This is a genomic window from Tellurirhabdus rosea (assembly GCF_026278345.1).
In the GTDB taxonomy this organism is placed as follows: domain Bacteria; phylum Bacteroidota; class Bacteroidia; order Cytophagales; family Spirosomataceae; genus Tellurirhabdus; species Tellurirhabdus rosea.
The window spans coordinates 2313130-2335018 of the sequence record NZ_CP111085.1; the positions used below are offsets into that span (position 1 = coordinate 2313130).

A 21889-nucleotide genomic window follows, 5' to 3' on the forward strand; every position below is an offset into this window, starting at 1 on the left:
ATATCCGTAAAAAGAGAAACAGCGGGCTCTCTTACTGTTAGGAACGCAAAAAGCCCTGAATCCAAACCAGATTCAGGGCTTTTTGCTGAGCGAACGTCAAAGCGTACCGGCTTTTATTTTTTCGATGACGGCTTGTTTTTCTTCTTTCGACAAATCGTTGTAATGGTCGGCCAGCTTCTGGATATCGATGCCTTGCTGGTGCGCTACTTTCAACAAGATTCCAAATGCTTCGAGCTTCCCTTTAACTACGCCCTCCTCGATTATCTGGTCATAGGTAGTCATAACTCTTCTTTGGCTTCTCTCTGTTTGAAATAACTGTTTAAAGAAATCTCTGGGTCTAGGTTCCAGATTTTTTGATAGATAAACAACCGTGGTCCGAAGGTAGTTTTCACCCGTTTCGGTTTCCAGAAACTCTTCCAGCCAGACAAAAAGCCGCTCCCTTTCCTCCAATAAACGCCGTTCGTTCTCCCGGTGCTTCATCAGAAAAAAAGAGGTAGCCAGAAAGCGGTTCCGAAAAGCCAGCAACCGCTCGTCCGAATAATGCGATATGTCGAAAAGGAGATACGCGAAGTCCGGCACAAAACGGTGTAATTCCTCGGGAACACCGCTGAAATAACTCTTCATTGGTTCGTATTGCCACCGGCTTTTTCCGTGATAAATGACAACCGGAATCAGCAGCGTCGGCTTCATTTTCTGTTTTCGAGCCAGCTCCCAACTGTTGAGTTGATACCGCATTAATTGAAAATGAACGTATTTTTATTTCTGGCTTTTATGCTCAAACAGAAGCGCAACCTCTATTTAACCTGCCTCTTTCAGCCGACAACTATAGACTAAATCAGCAAAATATTGCTCCAGTTCTGTATCAACGTAGGAGTTATTCGTCAATTCGAACGTCGATTAATTAAGAGACTCCAGAAGCGGAGTCGGGAAGGACTCCTGCACAAACTAGATGGCAATGTCCCGCCTGGAGAAATTCTCTTTAAAGAATTTATCGTGAATATTTTCGGCCATCCATTGCTTGGCCTAACAACTTTTCCATTTTATAAAAACCCCCGACAGAAGCCGGGAGTTTTATCGATAAGAGATGACACTTTTTGAGAAATGTCACCTCTTATCGCTATTGCGCTTCGCCTTTCCAGGTGTTGTTGCCCGGATTGATGTCCGGCAACTGCTTGTCGGGGTCCACTGTGACCGTCCGGACGGCCGTCGTCGTGTTGGCCTTGAACGTCCACTTACCGCCGCGCTGCCAGATTTCGACCGGCAGGCTGACCCGAGTTTTCTTGCCGTTGGTTTCCACCACTTCCACCGTCGTCGGCATCGCCATTTTTTCCAGGTTTTCGATGGTCACCAGCGAGCCTTTGGTCGGGGTGTTGTCCACATATTTCACGTTCTGCACCGACTGGTCGAGCTTGTAAGTCTCGAAGAAATAGCCTTTCCAGAACCAACCCAGGTCTTCGCCGGCGGCGTCCTCGATGGTCCGGAAAAAGTCGTGCGGTGTCGGGTGTTTGAAGGCCCAGCGGTCAACATACATCCGGAACGCGTAATCAAACCGGTCTTTGCCCAGCACCACTTCGCGCAGCAGCTTCAGGCCCATGCCGGGTTTGTAGTAACCCATGATCCCCAGCGACTGGCTGTTTTTGAGCACGTCCGGCGTGGTCATGATCGGCTCGTCGAGCTGGAACAGGGCCGGAGCGATGTCGTGCATGGTCGCCCGGTCGTTGTTGTACTCGCCGTTATTGAAGGCCTCCGTGGACAGGATGTTGATAAAGGTGTTGAAGCCTTCGTCCATCCAGGCGTACTTCCGCTCGTTGTTGCCCACGATCATCGGGAACCAGTTGTGCCCGAACTCGTGGTCCGTCACGCCCCAAAGCCCGTCTTTTTTCGAACGCCAGTGGCAGAACACGATGCCCGGGTACTCCATGCCGCCGACGATGCCAGCCACGTTGGTTGCCACCGGGTACGTGTATTCGTAGATGTATTTCGAGTAAAACTCAATCGAGCCTTTCACGTATTCGGTCGAGCGGCCCCAGCCGTCGCGGCCGTCGCTTTCCACGGGGTAAGCCGACATCGCCAGCGACTTTTTACCGCTCGGCAGGTTGATGCGGGCGGCGTCCCAGATGAACGCTTTGGAAGACGCAAACGCCACGTCGCGGGTGTTCTGGCAGCGGAATTTCCAGGTCAGCGTGCCCGATTGTTTCGGACGGCTCTGCGGGCTGGTCACTTCCTCCGCCGAGCGCAGCATCACCGTTTTGTCGGAGTTGCGGGCCTGCTCCAGCCGCTGCCGCTGCTGGGCCGTCAGGACTTCCTGCGGGTTGGTCAGCTCGCCGGAACCGACCACGAGGTGGTTCCAGGGCACCGTAACCGAGTATTCGATGTCGCCGTAGTCGAGGTAAAACTCCCCGGCGCCGAGGTACGGAATCACGTTCCAGCCTTCGATATCGTCGTAAACGGCCATGCGCGGATACCACTGGGCCAATTCGTAGACATTGCCGTTTTTGGTCGGCTGGATTCCCAGACGGTCCGAGCCGTAGGTCGGGATCAGGAACGAATAGGCAATCCGGATTTTGACCTCCCCTTTCGGCTCCAGCGGTTTGGCCAGACGGAGCTGCATTCGGGTGTCGGTCACGACGTAATCGGCTTTCTGCCCGTTGACCTGCACGGCCCCAAGCTGAAAACCACCCGCGAAGCCCTGGTTGCCGAAGCGGCCGCCCGAGGTCGGGGTGGTCTTGGCCGCCCGCGACGTATCAGCAAAGGCGTTCTGGTCCAGGTTCACCCACAGAAACGGCAGGGCTTCCGGGCTGTTGTTCTTATAAGTAATCTCCACTTCGCCGCTGAGCGTGTTTTTCACATCGTCCAGCGTGACGTTCAGGCGGTAGTCGGCGCGGTTCTGCCAGTAGCGCGGGCCGGGCGAGCCGCCGCCGGTGCGGTAGTCATTGCCCGGCTGCATGTTGAACAGCGGGTGAAACAACTCCTGAGGGTTGTACTTCGAGGTTGATGAAGTGCTTTGGGCCTGTACCTGACTGAATCCCATCAGGCATCCCAAAAGGATAGCGACTTTTTTCATAGAACAGCGGCGGACGGCCACATCCGCCAGAAATTAATGAGTCAGGGTTTCGGCAGACATGGCCGTCTGCCGTACTTCAATAAGGGCTTCGTACAGAATCTCCGCCGGGTGCTTCGCCTTGCGGCCCGTTCCGTCCTTGATCTGGTGGCGGCAGCTCGTGCCCGGCGCGGCAATGATTACCTCCTCGGGCTGCTGACGCACCGTCGGGAAAAGCACCAGCTCGCCGATCTGCATCGAAATATCGTAATGTTCCGCCTCGTAGCCAAACGAGCCCGCCATCCCGCAGCATCCCGACGGGATGAGGTGAACCGTGTAGTTTTTCGGCAGCGACAGCATCTTTTTGGCCGGAACCAGCGACGAAACGGCTTTCTGCTGGCAATGCCCGTGCAGTTTCATCAGCTTCGGTTCGGTCGTGAATGAATCGGACGTGATGCGTTTCGCGTCGATTTCGCGGGCCATAAATTCTTCGAACGTCAGAGCCACTTTCGCCAGACGTCCGGCGGCTTCGGCCAGTTCCTCGCTGACCAGGTCCGGGTATTCGTCGCGGAAGGTCAGAATGGCCGAGGGTTCGATGCCGACCAGCGGCGTTTCTTCCGAAATGACATCCTTTAACAAACGAACGTTGCGGTCCGCTATTTTCCGGGCCTCCCGCAAAAGTCCTTTCGACAGCGACGCCCGGCCCGATTCGCCATGCTCCGGAATGATTACCTCGTAGCCCAGTTCTTCGAGCAGCATTACCGCCTTCTGCCCTACTTCTACGTCGTTGTAATTCGTAAACTCGTCGCAGAAAAGATAGACAAGGCGGGAAGGGGACGAAAGGGACGAGGGAGAGACGGTCGTCCTTTCCTCCTTTCCCCCTTTGCTCCCCTTCCTCCTTTCAAACCACTTCTTCAGCGTCGTCGAATGCAGCAGCGGCATCGTCCGGTCGGGATGGAAGCCGACGACGCGGTTGGCAGCCTTCCGCAGGGCGGGCGTCTCAAAAACGGCGTTGTAGGCCCAGGGCACCAGCGAAGCCAGACCCGACAGTTTCGAGAAATTAGCCACCAGCCGACTGCGCACGGGTACGCCGTTGGCATCGTAATAATGCTGAAGAAATTCGGCCTTCAGCTTCGCCATGTCCACGTTCGACGGGCATTCTGACTTGCAGCCTTTGCAGGACAGGCAGAGGTCCATCACGTCCTTGATTTCTTCGTGGTCGAAGCGGTTTTCCTTCGGCGAGCGCGTCAGCATTTCGCGCAGCATGTTCGCCCGCGCCCGGGTGGTGTCCTTTTCGTTGCGGGTCGCCATGTACGAGGGGCACATGGTGCCGCCCGACAGCTGCGTTTTGCGGCAGTCGCCCGAGCCGTTGCACTGTTCGGCATGCTGCAGCACGTCCTGATTCGGGTAGCGGAACACCGTGTTGAAGGTCGGCGTCTGCTGGCCCGCTTCGTACCGCAGGAACGTGTCCATCGGCGGCGTATCCACGATCTTGCCGGGGTTGAAAATGCCTTTCGGGTCCCAGGTGCGCTTCAGGTCGCGCATCAGCTCGTAGTTCTTCGGCCCGACCATCTGCGGGATAAACTCGCCGCGCAGCCGTCCGTCGCCGTGTTCGCCCGAGAGCGAGCCGTCGTATTTCTTGACCAGCGTCGCAATTTCCTCGGCAATCAGTCGGAATTGCCGGTGGCCTTCGCTGGTCTTCAGGTTGATGATCGGCCGCAGGTGAATTTCCCCCGACCCGGCATGGGCGTAGTGCACCGACGACATGCCGTTCTTCTTCAGAATCTCGTTGAAATCGCGGATAAAATCCGGCAGGTCACGAACGTCCACGGCCGTGTCTTCGATCACCGCCACGGCTTTTTCGTCGCCCGGCAGGTTACCCAGCAGGCCGAGGCCCGCCTTGCGGAGCGTCCAGATCTTCTTGCTGTCGTCGCCGAAAAGCAGGGGAAAATGGTAGCCCATGCCCGCGGCCCGGAGTTCGGCCTCCATCGCGGCGGCCAGTTTCTCGACCTCCGCCTTCGTGTCGCGGGACAGATCCACGACCAGAATGATGGGGAATCGGTCGTCCGCCGTTTTCTGCACAAAAAAGCTGTTTTTGCGCTGTTCGGCATTCGTGGATGCCTGTTCCAGAATTATATCGTCGATGAGTTCGACGGCGTAGGGCTTGTATTTGAGCGCCACCAGCGTCGCCCGCAGCGACTCGTCAATGGAGCGGCAGTGGATACAGACCAGCCCCGACTCCCTGGGCGGAACCGGCACCACATTAAGCTTGATTTCGGTCAGCAGGCAGAGCGTCCCTTCCGACCCGGCGATGAGGCGGCAGAAATTGAAGTCCGGCCCTTCCGGCGTGTACGGCGCGCAGTCGAGCAGCATGTCGAGCGCGTAACCCGTGTTGCGCCGTTCGATGGTCGGTTTGGGGAAATTCCGCCGGATTTCGAGCACGTTTTCCGCATCCGCCAGCATCTCGTCCGTCCTCCGGTAAATCGCCCCTTCCAGCGTCGAAAGGCTATTTTTTATTTTTAATTTTTCACTTTTAATTGACGTAAAAGTCGCCTCGCTGCCGTCGGCCAGCAGCGCCCGTACTTCGAGCAGGTGCTCGCGGGTGGAGCCGTACACGACCGAGTTGGAGCCGCAGGAGTTGTTGCCGACCATCCCGCCGATCATGGCCCGGTTGGCCGTCGAGGTTTCGGGGCCGAAATACAGGCCGTGCGGACGCAAAAACAGGTTCAGCTCGTCGCGGACGACGCCCGGCTGTACCCGCACCCAGCGCTCATCCTTGTTGAATTCGAGAATTTTATTGAAATGCTTCGACACATCCACCACGATGCCGTTGCCGACGACCTGCCCGGCCAGAGACGTTCCGGCCGTGCGCGGAATGAGCGAGGTGTTGTGTTCATTGGCAAAGGCAATGAGCCGTTTCAGATCCGCCTCGGTGCGGGGAATGGCTACGGCCAGGGGCATTTCGCGGTACGCCGACGCATCGGTGGCGTAGAGTGTCCGCATGGTATTATCCAGAAAAAGGTCGCCTTCCAGTTGGCCGGCCAGATGTTGAAGCGCTTGCTGCATGGGTAAGCCTTTGACGCCTCCGGGTTGTGTTTGCTCCGAAAGGTCATTCAATAACATTTCAAGCCCTAAAATTAGGCATTTTCGGAGCTATCGTTCGTCATTTTAACAAAAAACCGGAGGATATAATTTCCCGGCGGTCCGGGCCGGGTCGGATTTAACCGCTTCTGACAGAAGCGGTTTCCGTTTCCGGCAAACTGAGAAAAAGGCTTCGGAAAAAGGAGAACGCCTGTTCAGGCCGCCCAAGTAACTACTTTTTGACAATGAACAACTTAGGGTTTCCCCTATTAATTTTAGGTTTAGTCTTTTGTATTATAGAATTTAATTATTGTAATTTGCCGAATGGGTTCAGAAATATGTTCAATTATTTCGCAGAGTGTTACCAAACTCGCTATTCTGTTCTACACAGGTACTGCCCAATTTGAGACTCGGATCGGAACAACCGCCGCAGTACATTTTTGCCCATTGGTTCACTCGAATCGCACTTGATTGTCCAGTTCTGAATGCCATCCTCACAGTTTATCGTTTCACTAACCTTATCATTAACCTATGATGAATCATTATCTTCGATTCATTTGTAATGGAAAAACGGCTCGGGCCGGGTCTTCAGGGACACCGCTCCTCGGACAGATGGGCGTCATGCGTCTGTTCGCGCTGGCCGTTACGCTGGTCATGCTGTTTGACAGCCAGATTTCCTTCGCGCAGGGCCGTACCGTGACCGGTACGATAACGGATGCGTCCCGCTCCCCGCTGCCCGGCGTAAGCGTTCAGATAAAAGGAACGGCAAGAGGTACTTCTTCCGGTGCCGACGGTACGTACACCCTCTCCAACGTAGGCGAGGGCGCAACGCTGGTTTTCTCGTTCATTGGCTTCACCACGCAGGAAGTGCCGGTCGGCAACCGTTCGTCGGTGGATGTTCAACTCACGGACGACACGAAGGCCCTGCAGGAAGTGGTGGTTATCGGTTACGGAACGCAGCGCGTTAAGGACGCAACGGGTTCGGTCGTGGCCATCGGTCCCAAGGATTTTAACAAAGGGGTCATTGCCTCACCCGAGCAGCTGCTCCAGGGTCGTGCGGCCGGTATCCAGATCACACCCGCCAGCGGTGAACCGGGCGCGGGCGTCAACATCCGGATTCGCGGAACCACGTCGATCCGGTCGAACAACAACCCGCTCTTTGTCGTCGACGGCGTTCCTCTCGACGGGGGCGACGTGTCGGACGGTGGACGCGACTTCGGTGCCGGTACGCAGTCGGCGCGTAACCCGCTGACGTTCCTCAACCCGGATGATATCGAAAACATTTCGGTGTTGAAGGATGCCTCTTCGGCGGCGATCTACGGTGCCCGCGGTGCGAATGGCGTTGTCCTGATTACGACCAAGCGTGGCAAATCGGGGCAGAGCGCGCTCAACTTCTCGGCGAACGCCAGCGTAAGCTCAACGCTGCGCCGCTACGATCTGGTGAAAGCGGCTGATTATGCGGCCGCCCTGCGTTCGGCCCAGGTAGACGTTACCTCGATCAACAACGCCGGCGCTTCGACCGACTGGCAGGATCAGATTTTCCGGACGAGCCTATCGCAGAACTACAACATCAACTACGGCGGCGGTAACGACAACACGCGCTACAACCTCTCGCTGGGTTATTCGGACCAGCAGGGTATCGTGAAGAACTCCGGCTTGCGCCGGATCACCGGCCGCGTGAACGCTTCGCAGGACTTGTTCAACGACAAAGTAACACTCGACCTGCAGCTGACCACGTCAGGAATCCGCGACAACTACGTTCCCAACGGGGACAATGCCGGTTATCAGGGCAACCTGATCGGGGCGGCTATTCAGGCCAACCCGACGTATCCGGTATACGATCAGTATGGCCGCTTCTTCAACCCGGATGGCTACGCTGATCTCATCGATCCGGCGACCAACCGGCCAATTCCCGGCTCAGGCACGGTACCCAACGGGGTGGCGTTCCGGAACCCGGTTTCGTTGCTGGAAGGGGTGAACGACGTAGGTACTACCAACCGTACCCTGGGGAACATCGGCCTTACCTGGCGGATCATCGACGGTCTGTCGTACAAACTGAACTTCGGTATCGATAACTCGATGTCGGAGCGGCGCACTTCCATTCTGCGTAACCTGCCCGGCTTCAGCGAAAGCATTCTGCAGAACGCTGGGCGGGGCGTGATCCAGAACCGCCAGCGCAGCAGCCAGCTGCTCGAACACACCCTGAACTACAATCAGAAAATCGGTCCGGGTCAGTTCGACGGCGTATTGGGCTTCTCTTATCAGAAGTTCAACAACCAGGCCAGCTTCCTGCAGGCGCAGCTGTTCCAGTCGACGGCCGTGTTCCCGTATACCAACAACATGAACGCCGTGAACAACCAGGGCAGCAACAAGGCGTATTTTGCCGGTTCTGATCTGAACGAGAGCGAACTCCAGTCGTACTTTGGCCGGGTGAACTACAACCTCAACGAGAAGTACCTGCTGACCGCCACGGTCCGGGTCGATGGTTCGTCCAAGTTCGGTCCCAACAACAAGTACGGGGTTTTCCCGGCTTTTGGTGCGGGCTGGAACATCTCGGACGAAGCTTTCATGCAGGGCGTGAAGGAAAAAGGCGTCACGGCGAAGATTCGTGGCAGCTGGGGCGTCACGGGTAACCAGGAATTCCCGGCCAACATCACGCCGGTGCGGTACACCTTCGACCAGAACAACAACGCCACCAACCGGGACATCGTTAACAACGACAACCTGCGCTGGGAGCAGACACGGCAGTTTGGCATCGGTGCCGACCTGACGTTCTTCAACGGCCGTCTGGGTGCAACCATCGACTACTTCGACAAGAACACCACCGACCTGCTCTTCGAAGCGGCCTACGCCGCTCCGGCTCCGGCCCGTGCCCGCTGGATCAACCTGCCGGCCAACATTATCAACCGGGGGGTTGAACTGGGTATCACGTACGACATCGTGCGGGGAGAGAACTTCACCTGGGACGTGGCCGCCAACGGAACCTTCCTGAAAAACGAAGTTACTGACTTCACGGGTCTCTACAACGCCGGTGCCATCAACGGCCAGGGGCTGACCGGGGCATATGCCCAGCGCATCGTAGGCGGCCGTCCGCTGTTCTCGTTCTTCATGCCGACGTTTACGGGCTTCGACGCGAGCGGCTTCGGTCAGTACACCGACCCCACGCTGCAACTGGCGTATGTAGGTTCGGCCATTCCGACCTACAACTTCGGTCTGACCAACAACTTCGGGTACAAAGGCTGGAGCGCGAGCCTGTTCATTACGGGAGCGGGTGGCAACTACCTCTATAACAACACCGCCAACGCGATCTTCGTCAAAGGTAACCTTGGCGTAGGCCGCAACGTGACGACCGACGTGGTGACCAACGGTGAAAACCGCCTCAACCCGCCGATCGTATCGACGCGCTTCCTGGAGAAGGGTGACTTCGTGCGACTGTCGAACCTGGTGATCAGCCGGGGCATCAACCTGCCCGCCGGCAGCGCCATCCGTGGCCTGCGTGTATCGCTGACGGGTCAGAACCTGCTCGTGCTGACGAAGTACACCGGTATCGATCCTGAGGTGAACACCAACAAAACGCTGGACGGCATCCCGTCGCTGGGGATTGACTACACCTCGTTCCCGACCGCCCGTACGTTTACGCTGGGTATCACCGGCACATTCTAACTGATTTTCCTAAACCTCAATTGATTGCTGAAATCCGTTGTCGTTTAACAAAAAAATAAATGAAAAAACTACTTAATACACAGTTGATTGCAGCCACCAGCCTGATTGTTCTGGGCGTTAGCTGCACGAATCTGGAAGACCGCGTACTGGACCGGCCGACGACGCTCAACTCGGGCGGGTCCGCGTCGGCAAACCTGGATCAGTTGCTGAACGGGGTATATGGTCAGTTGAACTCGTTCAGTGATCAGGCCAACGCCTACGCGATGCAGGAACATTCCAGTGACGAAATGATGGGCCCCACGCGGGGAACGGACTGGGACGACTTCGGCACCTGGCGTCGTCTGCACCAGCACACCTGGGATGCGACGCACAACCAGATCATCGGCGCCTGGAACAACCTGAACACGGGTCTGTTCCGCGCGACGGAAGCCACCGCCGCCGCCGCAACGGCCAACAACACGTCGGTTCAGGCACAGGCACGGTTCCTGCGGGCTTTCTTCATGTTCCATATCGTGGACTTGTACGGCCAGGTGCCTTTCCGGGAAGCCAATGCCAGCTTCGACGATGTACCCCGCGTCCTGACGCGGACCGAAGCGACGCAGTTCATCATCGACGATCTGACCTACGCCCTGGCGAACCTGCCGGCCGCCAAGAACCCCGGCCGGGCTACGCGCGACGCCGTTCGTTTCCTGCTGGCGAAAGTCTACCTGAACCGGGCGGTGTTTACCCAGAACCCGCAGCAACCGGCCGGACCGTATACGTTTGCGGCTGCCGACATGAACCAGGTGATTGCCAACTGCGACGCCATCATCAGCAGCAACAACTATACGCTGGAACCGGCGGGACAGTATTTCGACAACTTCCACTGGGACAACTCCACGCTTTCCAACGAAATCATCTTTTCGGTGGTCAACGAGCGCGGGTCGCCGCAGGCAAGTGTGCAGAACCGCTACCGCATGACGATGCACTACAACCAGCCGCTGGGCGGAGGCTGGAACGGCTTTACGACGCTGTCTGATTTCTACAACAGCTTTGAAGCGGCTGACCAGCGCCGGGGCGCGGCCATTCCGGGCCTGACCGACCGGACCGGTATCCGGGCGGGCTTCCTGGTAGGACCGCAGACCGACCAGACCGGTCGTGCGCTTAGCGAACGGGGTGGGGCTCCGCTGAACTTCACGCCGACCCTGAACCTGCTCTACGCGAATGAGTCGAACGGTATTCGTGTCATCAAGTACCCGATCGACCCCCAGAACCCCGAAGCGCCGGGTAACGACTACGTCTTCTTCCGCTACGCCGACGTGCTGCTGATGAAGGCAGAAGCCATTCTGCGCGGCGGTACAGCTACCGGTGGCGCTACGGCCGCGAGCCTGGTCAACCAGGTGCGGGCCCAGCGTGGCGTAGCGGCCCTGGCTTCGGTTACGGCCGACAACCTGCTCGCCGAGCGGGGTCGTGAGCTGTACTGGGAAGGCTGGCGCCGAAACGACATGGTTCGCTTTGGCACCTTTACGCGCCCCTTCGACCAGAAGCCGACCACCACGCCCGAGTACCGTGTGGTGTACCCGATTCCGCAGCAGGCGCTCGACACGAACCCGAATCTGAAGCAAAACTTCGGATACTAATCTGCATTCCCGATTCATACCGGGAATCTTTTATCAGAACGGCAGCCCAACCCGGGCTGCCGTTTTTTTTGTATCTTTGTTAACTCCGGTCAGAGGAAGCCGCCTGTTTTTCCGCAGGTTACCTGCCTGACCGGGCACCTATGATGAACCGATTGATTTTAGGGCTTTTGCTGGCGGGCCTTGCAGCCTGTCAACCCAAAAAGCCTTTGTTTGAAAGCATAACGCCGGAAACAACCGGCATCACCTTTACCAACCAGTTACGCGAGACGGAGCAGGACAACGTGCTCGCGTTCGAGTACTTCTACAACGGCGGGGGCGTGGCGGCCGGCGATTTCAACAACGACGGCCTCACCGATCTGTACTTTACCGGAAATCAGGTCGACAACGCCCTGTACCTCAATCAGGGTGAACTGAAATTTGAAGACATCACGGCCAAAGCGGGTGTGGCCGGGCGCCGGGGCGGCTGGAAAACGGGCGTAACCCTCGCCGACGTCAATGCCGACGGCTGGCTCGATATCTACGTCTGCTACTCCGGTCTAAAAGACGAATCCCTGCGCCGGAATCAGTTATTCATCAATAACAAAAACCTTACTTTCACCGACCGCGCCGCCGAATACGGACTGGCCGACGCCGGCTACTCCGTTCAGGCCACCTTCTTCGATTTTGACCTCGACGGCGACCTCGACTGCTTCCTGATCAACCACGGCCACCGCGACAACCAGCGCAAGGAGGCCGCCGCCTTCCGCAATACCCGCGACGCCAATGCGGGCGACAAATTGTTCCGAAATATGATGATGGAATGGAGGAAAGGAGGAAGAGGAGGAAAGGAGGAAGAGATTACCGCTTCGTCCCCCTCGTCCCTTTTCGCCGACATTTCCGAGCAGGCCAACATCAAAGGCAATCCGCTGGGTTTTGGACTGGGCGCTTCCGTCTCAGACATCAACAGCGACGGTTTTCCGGACATCTATGTGACGAACGATTATGTCGAAGACGACTACTTCTACATCAATCAGCAAGACGGCACGTTCCGGGACGAACTGCGGGAACGCGTGGAGCACACCTCCTACTCGTCCATGGGAGTGGACGTGGCCGACCTCAACAACGACAACCGGCCCGACATTTTCACCCTCGACATGCTGCCCGAAAGCAACGCCCGGCAAAAGCGCCTCCCCTGGCCCGACAACTGGAACGTCTACCAGGCCCAGCTACAGAACGGCTTCTGGCACCAGAACATGCGGAACATGCTCCAGATTCAGCAGGCCGACGGGCAGTTTGCCGAAATCAGCCAGCTGGCGGGGGTGGCCGCGACGGACTGGAGCTGGGGCACGCTGCTGGCCGATTTCAACGGCGACGGTTACAAGGACATTTTCGTCAGCAACGGCATGGTCCGCGATTTTACGGACGCCGATTTTGTGAAATATTCCGACGACGCCACGGCTTCGGGTCAGGCGCTCAGCAAACTGGAGCAAATCCGGCAAATGCCGTCGAGCCAGACGAAGAATTACATTTTCCAGAATAACCGCAACCTCACCTTCACGAACCGGCAGGCGGACTGGGGCTTCGACCAGACCACCGTTTCGAATGGCTGCGCCTACGCCGACCTCGACAACGACGGCGACCTGGACCTGATTACCAACAACCTTAACGAACCGTCCCGGATTTACCGGAACGGGAGCCGCGAGCAGCACGAGCGGGCGTACCTCACGCTCCGGCTGAAAGGTCCGGCCGCCAACCCGTTCGGCATCGGTGCGAAAGTGACCGTCCAGACCGACAGCGCCACCCAGACACAGGAGTATTTTCCGACGCGCGGCTTCCAGTCGTGCAGCCACGGGCCGCTGCTGTTCGGCGTTACGGGCGCGGCAACGGTGACGGTTCGCTGGCCGGATGGAAAAACGCAGACTTTGACGGGTGTCCAGCCCAATCAGACCCTGACGCTGGAGCATGCCCGCAGCGGCGCGGCGCAGGCAGGCGTGGCAAAACCGCAGCCGGTGCTTTTTTCGGAAGAAAAAGCCCTTGAGTTTGCCCACCGGATGGCGCCGGTCAACAACTTCAACCAGCAGATTCTGCTGCCCACGCACTACTCGTATACCGGCCCGCGCATGACCGTCGCCGACGTGGACGGCGATGGTCTGGAGGATGTGTTTGTCTGCGGAACGCCCGAACAGCCGGGCCAATTGTTTTTGCAGAAAGCCGGAAAATTCCTGCCCAAACCCCTGCCCGGTCTGGCCAAAGCCCGAAACATCGACGCCGTGCTGGCCGATTTTAACGGGGACAAAAAGCCGGACCTGTACCTGGTCAACGGCGGCTACGAAGTCCGTGACCCGGCCGCTTTGCAGGACCAGCTTTTCCTCAACGACGGCGCGGGCAACTTCCGGCCGCAGGCCCTGCCCGTCGAGGCGGACAACGGCAGTTGCGTTACGGCTTTCGATGCTGACCGCGACGGAGACACGGACCTCTTCATCGGAGCGCACTGCAAACCCTTCAGCTACCCGGCCGTTCACGAGTCCTTCCTGCTGCGCAACAACGGGCGCGGCCAGTTCAGCCGCGCCTCGCTGGGCAAAATTGGTCTGGTGACCGATGCCGCCGCCGTCGATACCGACCGCGACGGCTACCCGGAGCTCCTTCTGGCCGGCGAATGGATGCCGATTACGGTCCTGAAAAACAACCGGGGCACCTTCGCGACGCCTGACCCGCAAAACCTCACGCCGCTAAACCCTGGGCAACCGCTGACCGGCTGGTGGAACCGCCTCGCCGCCGCCGACCTCGACCAGGACGGCGACCTGGACCTGGTCGCCGGGAATCTGGGCACCAACACCCAGCTGCGCGCCTCAGCGGAAGAGCCCGCCTCGATGGTCTACGGCGACTTCGACCAGAACGGCACGGTGGATTTCTTCATGAGCCATTTCGTGCAGGGCAAAGCATACCCGGCTTATTCGCGGGACGAAATGGCCGAACAACTGACCTCGCTGCGCAAGCGGTTTACGAGCTACGCCGCTTTTGCCGACGCGACCGTCAACGACTGTCTGCCGGAAGAAACCCTGAATCACGCCTTCCAGAAATCGGTGACTGAACTGCGGACGCTGGTGCTGGAAAATCAAAATGGAACCTTCGTGCCGCACGAACTGCCGGTTGAGGCCCAGTATGGCCCGGTTTACGGCATACTCATTGCTGATTTTGACCGAAACGGAACAAAAGACCTGCTCCTGACCGGCAACAATTCCCGCATGCGCCTGCGGATTGGCAAGGTGGACGCTAATTTCGGCGTCGTGCTCGCCAATCGGGGAGCCTGGAAATTCGAATTTTCCGCGCCTGACCGTACCGGCCTGTTCCTGCGCGGCGACGTGCGCGACGTACGCAAAGCCGGTGATTTTGTGCTGGTTGGAATCAATGACAAACCCCTCCGGACGTTTAAATTGAAATGAAATACCTTCTTCCGATACTCCTTTTCCCTCTCCTCCTGGCCTGCAAAACCGAGGACGAAAAACTGTTTGCCGACCTTCCGGCCTCCGAAACGGGCCTCGACTTCGTGAACCGGAGTCTGGACAAACCGAATTTCAACATCTTCAACTACCGGAACTTCTACAACGGCGGCGGCGTGGCGATCGGCGACGTCAACAACGACGGGCTGCCGGATGTGTTTCTGACTTCCAATTTCGAAGAAAACAAGCTTTACCTTAACCGCACGGACGGGCCGGGACAAGCGCTCAAATTTGAGGACGTGACCAAAGCGGCGGGCATTGTCGGCAAGAAATTCTGGTCGACGGGTGTGACGTTTGCCGACGTGAACGGCGACGGGTGGCTCGACATCTACGTCTGCAATTCCGGCAGCCGCGACGCCCGGGGCAACCAGCTTTTCATCAACCAGGGCTTCAAAAACGGCATCCCTCAGTTCGCCGAAAAGGCACAGGAGTACGGGCTGGCCGATGGCGGCTTCTCGACCCACGCCGCGTTTTTCGACTACGACCGCGACGGCGATCTCGACATGTACCTGCTCAACAACAGCTTCACGCCCATGGATCGCCTTCAATTTGCCAACATCCGGGACACGCGCGACAAGCTGGGCGGCGACAAGCTGTTTCGGAATAGGATGGTGGAAAGGAGGAAAGCAGGAAAGGGAGGAGAGGAGGAAGGGGCTTCAGGTCCGGCATCCCCTTCGTCCCCTTCGTCCCCCTCCTCCCCTTACTCCCCCCTCTTTGAGGACGTTTCGGCCGAAGCGGGGATTTACGGCAGCCTCATCGGCTTTGGACTCGGGATTACGATCGGGGACGTGAACAACGACAACTGGCCGGACATCTACATCTCCAACGACTTCTACGAGCGCGATTTTCTCTACATCAACCAGAAAAACGGCACGTTCAAAGAGTCGGTGAAGGAGTATATGAACCACATCAGCCTGGCGTCGATGGGAGCCGACATTGCCGACCTCAACAACGACGGGAACCTCGATATTTTCGTCACGGACATGATGCCCGAAGACGATTACCGGCTCAAAACCACCACCTCGTTCGACAGCTACGAAATCGACCAGTTGCGCCTGCAGCGGGATTTTTACCATCAGGATTCCCGCAACATGCTGCACCTCAACAACGGCCCCGGCCCGGATGGTCAGGGCACGTTTTCGGAGGTGGGCCGCATGGCCGGTACCCACGCCACGGACTGGAGCTGGGGAGCGCTGCTATTTGACATGGACATGGACGGGAAGAAGGATATTTTTGTCGCCAACGGCATTCTAAAAGACCTCACCGACCAGGATTTTGTGTCTTTTCTGGGCGACAATCCGGACATTCAGCTGATGATCGAAGGCATCAAGAAATTCGATTACAAGGAATACGTCGATAAAATGGGGACGAGTCCGCTGGCGAATTATGCTTTTAAGGGCAGCGGCGACGGCCTGCATTTTACCAACCAGGCTGCCGAATGGGGCCTCGGTACGCCCGGCTTCTCAAGCGGGGCGGCGTATGGCGACCTGGACAACGACGGCGATCTGGATCTGGTGGTGAACAACAACAACGCCGCCGCCTCGATCTACCAGAACCAGTCGGTCGAGAAGAACAAAGCCAATTTCCTGCGGGTCAAACTGGCCGGAACGCCGATGAACCGCAGCGGCATCGGCGCCAAAGTGTACGTTCACCAGAAAGGCGAAACGCAGTATTTGCAGCAAATGCCCAACCGCGGTTTTCAGTCGTCGGTGGACCTGACGATGGTGTTCGGTCTGGGCACCCATCCCGCGATTGATTCGCTGACGGTCATCTGGCCGGGCGTCGGCGGCGGACCCGACAAAAAGCAGGTGCTCCGCCAGCCGAAAGCCAACACGACGCTGACGCTGGACGTACGGAACGCAGCCCAGCCGGTGACGCTCCAACCCGAACCCGCCGCCCCGAAGCTTTTCACCGAAGGCACGGCGGCCTCCAGACTGACCTTCACGCATACCGAAAACGATTTTGTAGATTACAACCGCGACGGGCTGCTGAAACAGATGTTCTCGCGGGAAGGTCCGGCGCTGGCCGTGGGCGACATCAACGGCGATGGGCTCGACGATGTGTTTTTCGGAAATGCCATCAACCAGCCCCGCGCCCTGTTCGTGCAGGGGGCCGACGGGACGTTCGCCGCGCAGAAACAGCCGTTTCTGGCCGATGCCCTGTACACCGAAGACGTAGCCGCTACCTTCTTCGACGCCGATAACGACAAGGACCTGGACCTCTACGTAGCCACCGGCGGCAACGAAATTGAAGACAAAACACTGCAGTTTGACCGGTTCTACCGCAACGACGGCAAGGGCGGCTTCACCTGGGACAAGACCATGACCCGCGTGCTGGAGGCTAATTCCTGCGTGGTGGCCGCCGATTTCGACCGCGACGGCGATCAGGATTTGTTCGTCGCCGGGCGACTGGTGCCGGGGCAGTACGGCCGCAAGCCCGAACACGCGCTGCTGGTCAACAATGGCACCGGGACCTTCACCAAAGGCACGGAGAAGCTGATGCCTTTTGCCAAAGACCTCGGCATGGTGACCGACGCGATCTGGGCCGACGTGGACAACGACCGTTTTCCCGACCTCGTGCTGGCGGGCGACTGGATGCCACTTACGATTCTGAAAAACAAAGCCGGCAAAGGCTTCGAAAAGCTGGAAAACGCGACGCTGGCCGAAACCAGCGGCTGGTGGAATACCGTCCGGGCGGCCGACGTGGACGGCGACGGCGATCTGGATTTTATCGCCGGAAACGGAGGGCTGAACAGCCGGATAACCGCTTCGAAAGACCGCCCGGCGCGTTTGTACGGCAAGGATTTCGACGGCAACGGGGCGTACGAACAGGTGATGACCTGCTTCCGCCCGCGCAACGGCGAATGGGCCGAGTGCCTGATGGTGCAGAAGCCCGATTTGCAGAAACGTATTCCGTCGATCAAATCGAAGTTCATCAAGTACACCGACTACGGCAAGGCCGGCTACGAGGACGTTTTCTCCGAACAGCAGCGCGAAGGTGCGGACACCTACACGGCCCAAATGGCCGAATCGGTCGTGATTCTGAACGACAAAGGACAGCATTTTACCGTTAAACCGCTCCCGGCGCTGGCGCAGATTTCGCCCGTGCGGGCCATTCAGACCGGCGATTACAACCGGGACGGCAAGCTGGACCTGCTGCTGGCGGGTAACTTCTTCGACGTGCTGACCGAAGTCGGACGCTACGACGCGAGCTACGGGCTGTTGCTGACGGGCAACGGCAGGGGCGATTTCACGCCGGTCCCGGCGCAGAAGTCCGGGTTCTTTGTGCGCGGGCAGGTTCGGCGCATGGCCGAAGTACGCGGACCGGGCGGTCGGAAACGGCTCGTGCTGGCCAAGAACAATGACGAGGCGCAGGTCTTTGAGGTGGGTTCGCCCGTGATTCAATAAAGGATGAAGAGATTCTGGATAGCGGGGATACTGGCCGGATTGACGGTGCTGGTAGGTTGTAATCCGTTTAAAACGGACGAAAAGCCCCTGTTTGCGTCGCTGGATTCGACGCAGACGGGCATCGGGTTTGCCAATCGGTTGCAGGATACGGACAGTCTGAACATTCTGAGCTACCTGTATTACTACAATGGCGGCGGCGTAGCGGCAGGCGACCTCAACAACGACGGCCTTACGGACCTCTATTTCGTCTCGAATCAGGGGTCCAATAAGCTGTACCTCAACAAGGGTAACTTTGCATTCGAAGATGTTACTGCCAAAGCGGGCGTGGCCGGGCAGGCGGACTGGCAAACGGGTGTGACGATGGCCGACGTCAACGGCGACGGCTGGCTGGACATCTACGTCTGCGCCGTGGGCGATTTCAAGGGGCTGAAAGGACATAACGAGCTGTATATCAACAATCAGAACGGCACTTTTTCGGAAAAATCGGCGGAATACGGACTGAACTTCACCGGCTTCTCGACCCAGGCGGCCTTTTTCGATTATGACCACGACGGCGACCTCGACTGTTACCTGCTCAACCATGCCGTCCACACCTCCCGCAGCTTCGACCGCATCGACGCCCGCGAACCCCGCGACGCCAAAGCCGGGGATTATCTGTTCAAAAATCTGTTGAGCGAATCGCTTGCAGAAGGTCAAACCGGGCAGAATCCTTCAACTATTCAGCCATTCAGCCATTCAACATTTCAAGACGTTTCCCGCGAGGCGGGCATCCTCGGCGCGGTCATGGGCTACGGCCTCGGTCTTTCGGTGGCCGACCTCAACAACGACGGCTGGGAAGACCTCTACGTCTCGAACGACTTCCACGAGGACGATTATTACTACCTCAACAACCACGACGGCACGTTTACGGAGAGCGTCAAAAAGGCGTTCCAGCACGTAAGCCGGTTTTCGATGGGCAACGACGTGGCGGACGTGAACAACGACGGCTACCCGGATGTGGTGTCGCTGGATATGTACCCCGAGGACGAAGCCGTTGAAAAATCATCGGCTGGGGAAGACCCGCTCGACATTTTTCAGTACAAACTCGCCTACGGCTACATGCACCAGTACTCGCGCAACTGCCTGCAACTGAACCAGCGGGGTCAGACGTTTGTGGACGTGGCGGCGCTGGCGGGCGTACCCGCAACTGACTGGAGCTGGGCGCCGCTGCTGGCCGATTTTGACAACGACGGGCACAAAGACCTGTTTATCAGCAACGGCATCGTCAAACGGCCCAACAACCTGGATTACACCAAGTTCATGTCCGACCAGTCGATGTCGATCCGGATGCGTCAGGTGGCCGATGCCGAGGCGCTGGCCCGCATGCCCGAAGGCAAGGTGCATAACTACCTTTTCCGGGGCGGGGCCGATCTGCGGTTTGAAGATAAATCGCTGGCCTGGGGCTTCGATCAACCGACTTACTCCAACGGCTCGGTATACGCCGATCTGGATAACGACGGCGATCTGGATCTGGTCACCAACAACATCAACGACCCGGCCGGCCTGTTTCGGAACGAGGCCAGTACGCTGTTTCCCGAAAATCAATTCCTGAAAATAAAGCTTCAGGGCGACGGACTCAACCGGTTTGGCGTCGGTGCGAAGGTCGTTCTGAAAACGAAAAACGGCCTGCAACTCCAGCAGCTGATGCCGACGCGCGGCTTTCAGTCGTCCGTCGAACCGGTGCTGACGTTCGGGCTGGGTGCCCTCCCGGGCGTCGATTCACTCATTGTGGTCTGGAACACGGGCAAAGCGGAACTGCGAACGGGCGTTAAAGCCGGTCAGACGCTGACGCTCCGGCAGGCCGACGCCCGGCGGCTGGCAACGGACTTTTCGCTCGTTCCGCCGACCCCGGCCCCGCTGATGGCCCGGGCGGACTCCCTGCTCCTGCCGTGGCGGCACCGTGAAAACACGACGTATTACGATTTTATCCACGAATCGCTGATGCCGTTCAAGGTTTCAACCGAAGGCCCGGCGCTGGCGGTGGGTGACGTCAACGGCGACGGGCTGGAAGACGTGTACGCCGGTGGAGCCCGAAATCAGGCCGGAAGCCTCCTGCTGCAACAGCCGACGGGCGGCTTTACGACTTCCCCACAGTCCGCTTTCACGGCAGACTCGCTGTTTGAAGACACGGACGCGGCCTTTTTCGATGCCGACGGCGACAAGGACCTGGACCTGTACGTGGTCACGGGCGGGAACGAGTACGCCGGAAAACGCCCCGAGCTTTCGGACCGACTGTACCTCAACGATGGCCGGGGCCGTTTTACCAAATCGGCCAATCCATTGCCGCAATACGGTTCGCGAAGCTGCGTCCGGCCCTGCGATTTCGACCGCGACGGCGATCTGGACCTGTTTGTGGGCGGCCGGGTGCTGGGCTTTGCGTACGGAAAAACACCGGATTCGTACCTGCTGGTGAACGACGGGCGGGGCCGGTTGACCGACCAGACGGATAAACTGGCGCCCGAACTCCGCCACGCGGGTCTGGTGACCGACGCCGTCTGGCTGGATTACGATACCGACAAAGACCTGGATCTGGTGGTCGTGGGTGAGTGGATGCCCGTTCGGGTCTTTGCCAATTCGGGCGGGAAACTGGACGAGGCGGCGGACCTGACCGACGGCAAAACGCCGCTCAACGGCCTGTGGCAATCTCTGACCGCCGCGGATTTTGACGGCGACGGCGATACGGACCTGGTGGCGGGTAATCTGGGCTACAACACCAAGTTCCGCAAAGCGCCCGATACGCGTCTGAAAATGCTCGTCAAAGACCTCGACCAGAGCGGCACGATGGAGCAGCTCATCGCCTACAACCGGGGCGAACAGTGGTTTCCGATCGCCTTCCGCGACGACCTCGGCAAGCAGATGCCGGGCATCATCAACAAACGGTTTACGGACTACGTCTCGTTCGCCGGAAAGCCCCTCGACCAGATTTTTACGAAGGACGAACTGGCCGATGCCGACGAACGGGAGGTAAACCAGTTTGGGTCGGTGTATCTGGAAAATACGGGCGGAAAATTTGCGGTGCACCTCCTGCCGGTGGAGGCCCAGTTCTCGGCGATTTTTGCCCTGCACCCCGCCGACCTCGACGGCGACGGCGATCTGGATCTGCTGGGAGGCGGCAACTTTTACGGCGTCAGTCCGTACCAGGGCCGGTACGATGCCAGTCTGGGTCTGGTGCTGCAAAACAACGGCAAGGGCGCCTTTTCGACCGTTTCGCCCCTTGATGCAGGCTTTCTGCTTACTGGTGAAGTCCGCGCTATCAAACCCGTCCGGACGCCACGGGGCCCGCTCTGTCTGGTGGCCCGCAACAACGACCGGATGCTGCTGTTCAGGAACAAACCGGACAGGCCGCTTGTCGCGTCACGCAGCCGGAATCCGGTAAAATAGCTGACGCAAATCAGCATTTTAACGAAGAATTGTGTCTATTTTAAGGTAACTTTGTAGTCCTCTAATAACCTCTTTGACAAGAGAGAAAAGACAAAGGACAAACGACAAGAAAGGAAAGACCTGAGGCAAGCGAGGGAAAGTAAGCGAGAAAAGGCGCTTTATGCCGCCAGTTTGCAATTT

7 protein-coding genes and 1 pseudogene are annotated in these 21889 nt (G+C 58.2%); 5 read left to right on the plus strand and 3 right to left on the minus strand.

What is annotated here, in order from left to right; all coding sequences use genetic code 11:
* Nucleotides 1-96: 96 nt before the first annotated feature.
* From ORG26_RS09645 to ORG26_RS09655, 3 genes and pseudogenes are all read right to left on the minus strand, one after another.
* Nucleotides 97-741, minus strand: a pseudogene (locus tag ORG26_RS09645) (Rpn family recombination-promoting nuclease/putative transposase); the annotation flags it as partial.
* A gap of 376 nt (nucleotides 742-1117) precedes the next feature.
* On the minus strand, nucleotides 1118-3064 hold the full coding sequence (locus tag ORG26_RS09650; protein WP_266368779.1) for a M1 family metallopeptidase: 1947 nt from the start codon (nucleotides 3062-3064) through the stop codon (nucleotides 1118-1120).
* Between the two features lie 33 nt (nucleotides 3065-3097).
* The gene (locus ORG26_RS09655) at nucleotides 3098-6106 is read right to left on the minus strand and encodes an FAD-binding and (Fe-S)-binding domain-containing protein (protein WP_266368780.1); all 3009 of its coding nucleotides are present in this window, start codon (nucleotides 6104-6106) and stop codon (nucleotides 3098-3100) included.
* A 627-nt stretch (nucleotides 6107-6733) separates the two neighbouring features.
* Here ORG26_RS09655 and ORG26_RS09660 point away from each other — a divergent pair.
* From ORG26_RS09660 to ORG26_RS09680, 5 genes are all read left to right on the plus strand, one after another.
* Nucleotides 6734-9784 (plus strand): SusC/RagA family TonB-linked outer membrane protein, encoded by a 3051-nt coding sequence (locus ORG26_RS09660; protein WP_266368781.1) that lies wholly within the window; start codon nucleotides 6734-6736, stop codon nucleotides 9782-9784.
* Nucleotides 9785-9843: 59 nt separating this feature from the next.
* The gene (locus tag ORG26_RS09665; RefSeq protein WP_266368783.1) at nucleotides 9844-11403 is read left to right on the plus strand and encodes a RagB/SusD family nutrient uptake outer membrane protein; all 1560 of its coding nucleotides are present in this window, start codon (nucleotides 9844-9846) and stop codon (nucleotides 11401-11403) included.
* Between the two features lie 206 nt (nucleotides 11404-11609).
* Nucleotides 11610-14825 carry a VCBS repeat-containing protein gene (locus tag ORG26_RS09670; RefSeq protein ID WP_266368785.1) on the plus strand — a complete coding sequence of 1072 codons (3216 nt, stop codon included), beginning with the start codon at nucleotides 11610-11612 and terminating at the stop codon, nucleotides 14823-14825.
* Entirely contained in the window at nucleotides 14822-18289 is a 3468-nt protein-coding gene (locus ORG26_RS09675; protein WP_266368786.1) for a VCBS repeat-containing protein, read from the plus strand. The genes ORG26_RS09670 and ORG26_RS09675 overlap by 4 nt, the downstream gene beginning before the upstream one ends.
* 3 nt (nucleotides 18290-18292) lie before the next feature.
* Entirely contained in the window at nucleotides 18293-21709 is a 3417-nt protein-coding gene (locus ORG26_RS09680; protein WP_266368788.1) for a VCBS repeat-containing protein, read from the plus strand.
* Nucleotides 21710-21889 lie beyond the last annotated feature (180 nt).

Excerpts from the sequence above, each read along its gene's own strand:
- ORG26_RS09650 (WP_266368779.1), bottom strand. The coding sequence starts at position 3,064 with ATGAAAAAAGTCGCTATCCTTTTGGGATGCCTGATGGGATTCAGTCAG.
- ORG26_RS09655 (WP_266368780.1), bottom strand. The coding sequence starts at position 6,106 with ATGCAGCAAGCGCTTCAACATCTGGCCGGCCAACTGGAAGGCGACCTT.
- ORG26_RS09660 (WP_266368781.1), top strand. The coding sequence starts at position 6,734 with ATGGGCGTCATGCGTCTGTTCGCGCTGGCCGTTACGCTGGTCATGCTG.
- ORG26_RS09665 (WP_266368783.1), top strand. The coding sequence starts at position 9,844 with ATGAAAAAACTACTTAATACACAGTTGATTGCAGCCACCAGCCTGATT.
- ORG26_RS09675 (WP_266368786.1), top strand. The coding sequence starts at position 14,822 with ATGAAATACCTTCTTCCGATACTCCTTTTCCCTCTCCTCCTGGCCTGC.
- ORG26_RS09680 (WP_266368788.1), top strand. The coding sequence starts at position 18,293 with ATGAAGAGATTCTGGATAGCGGGGATACTGGCCGGATTGACGGTGCTG.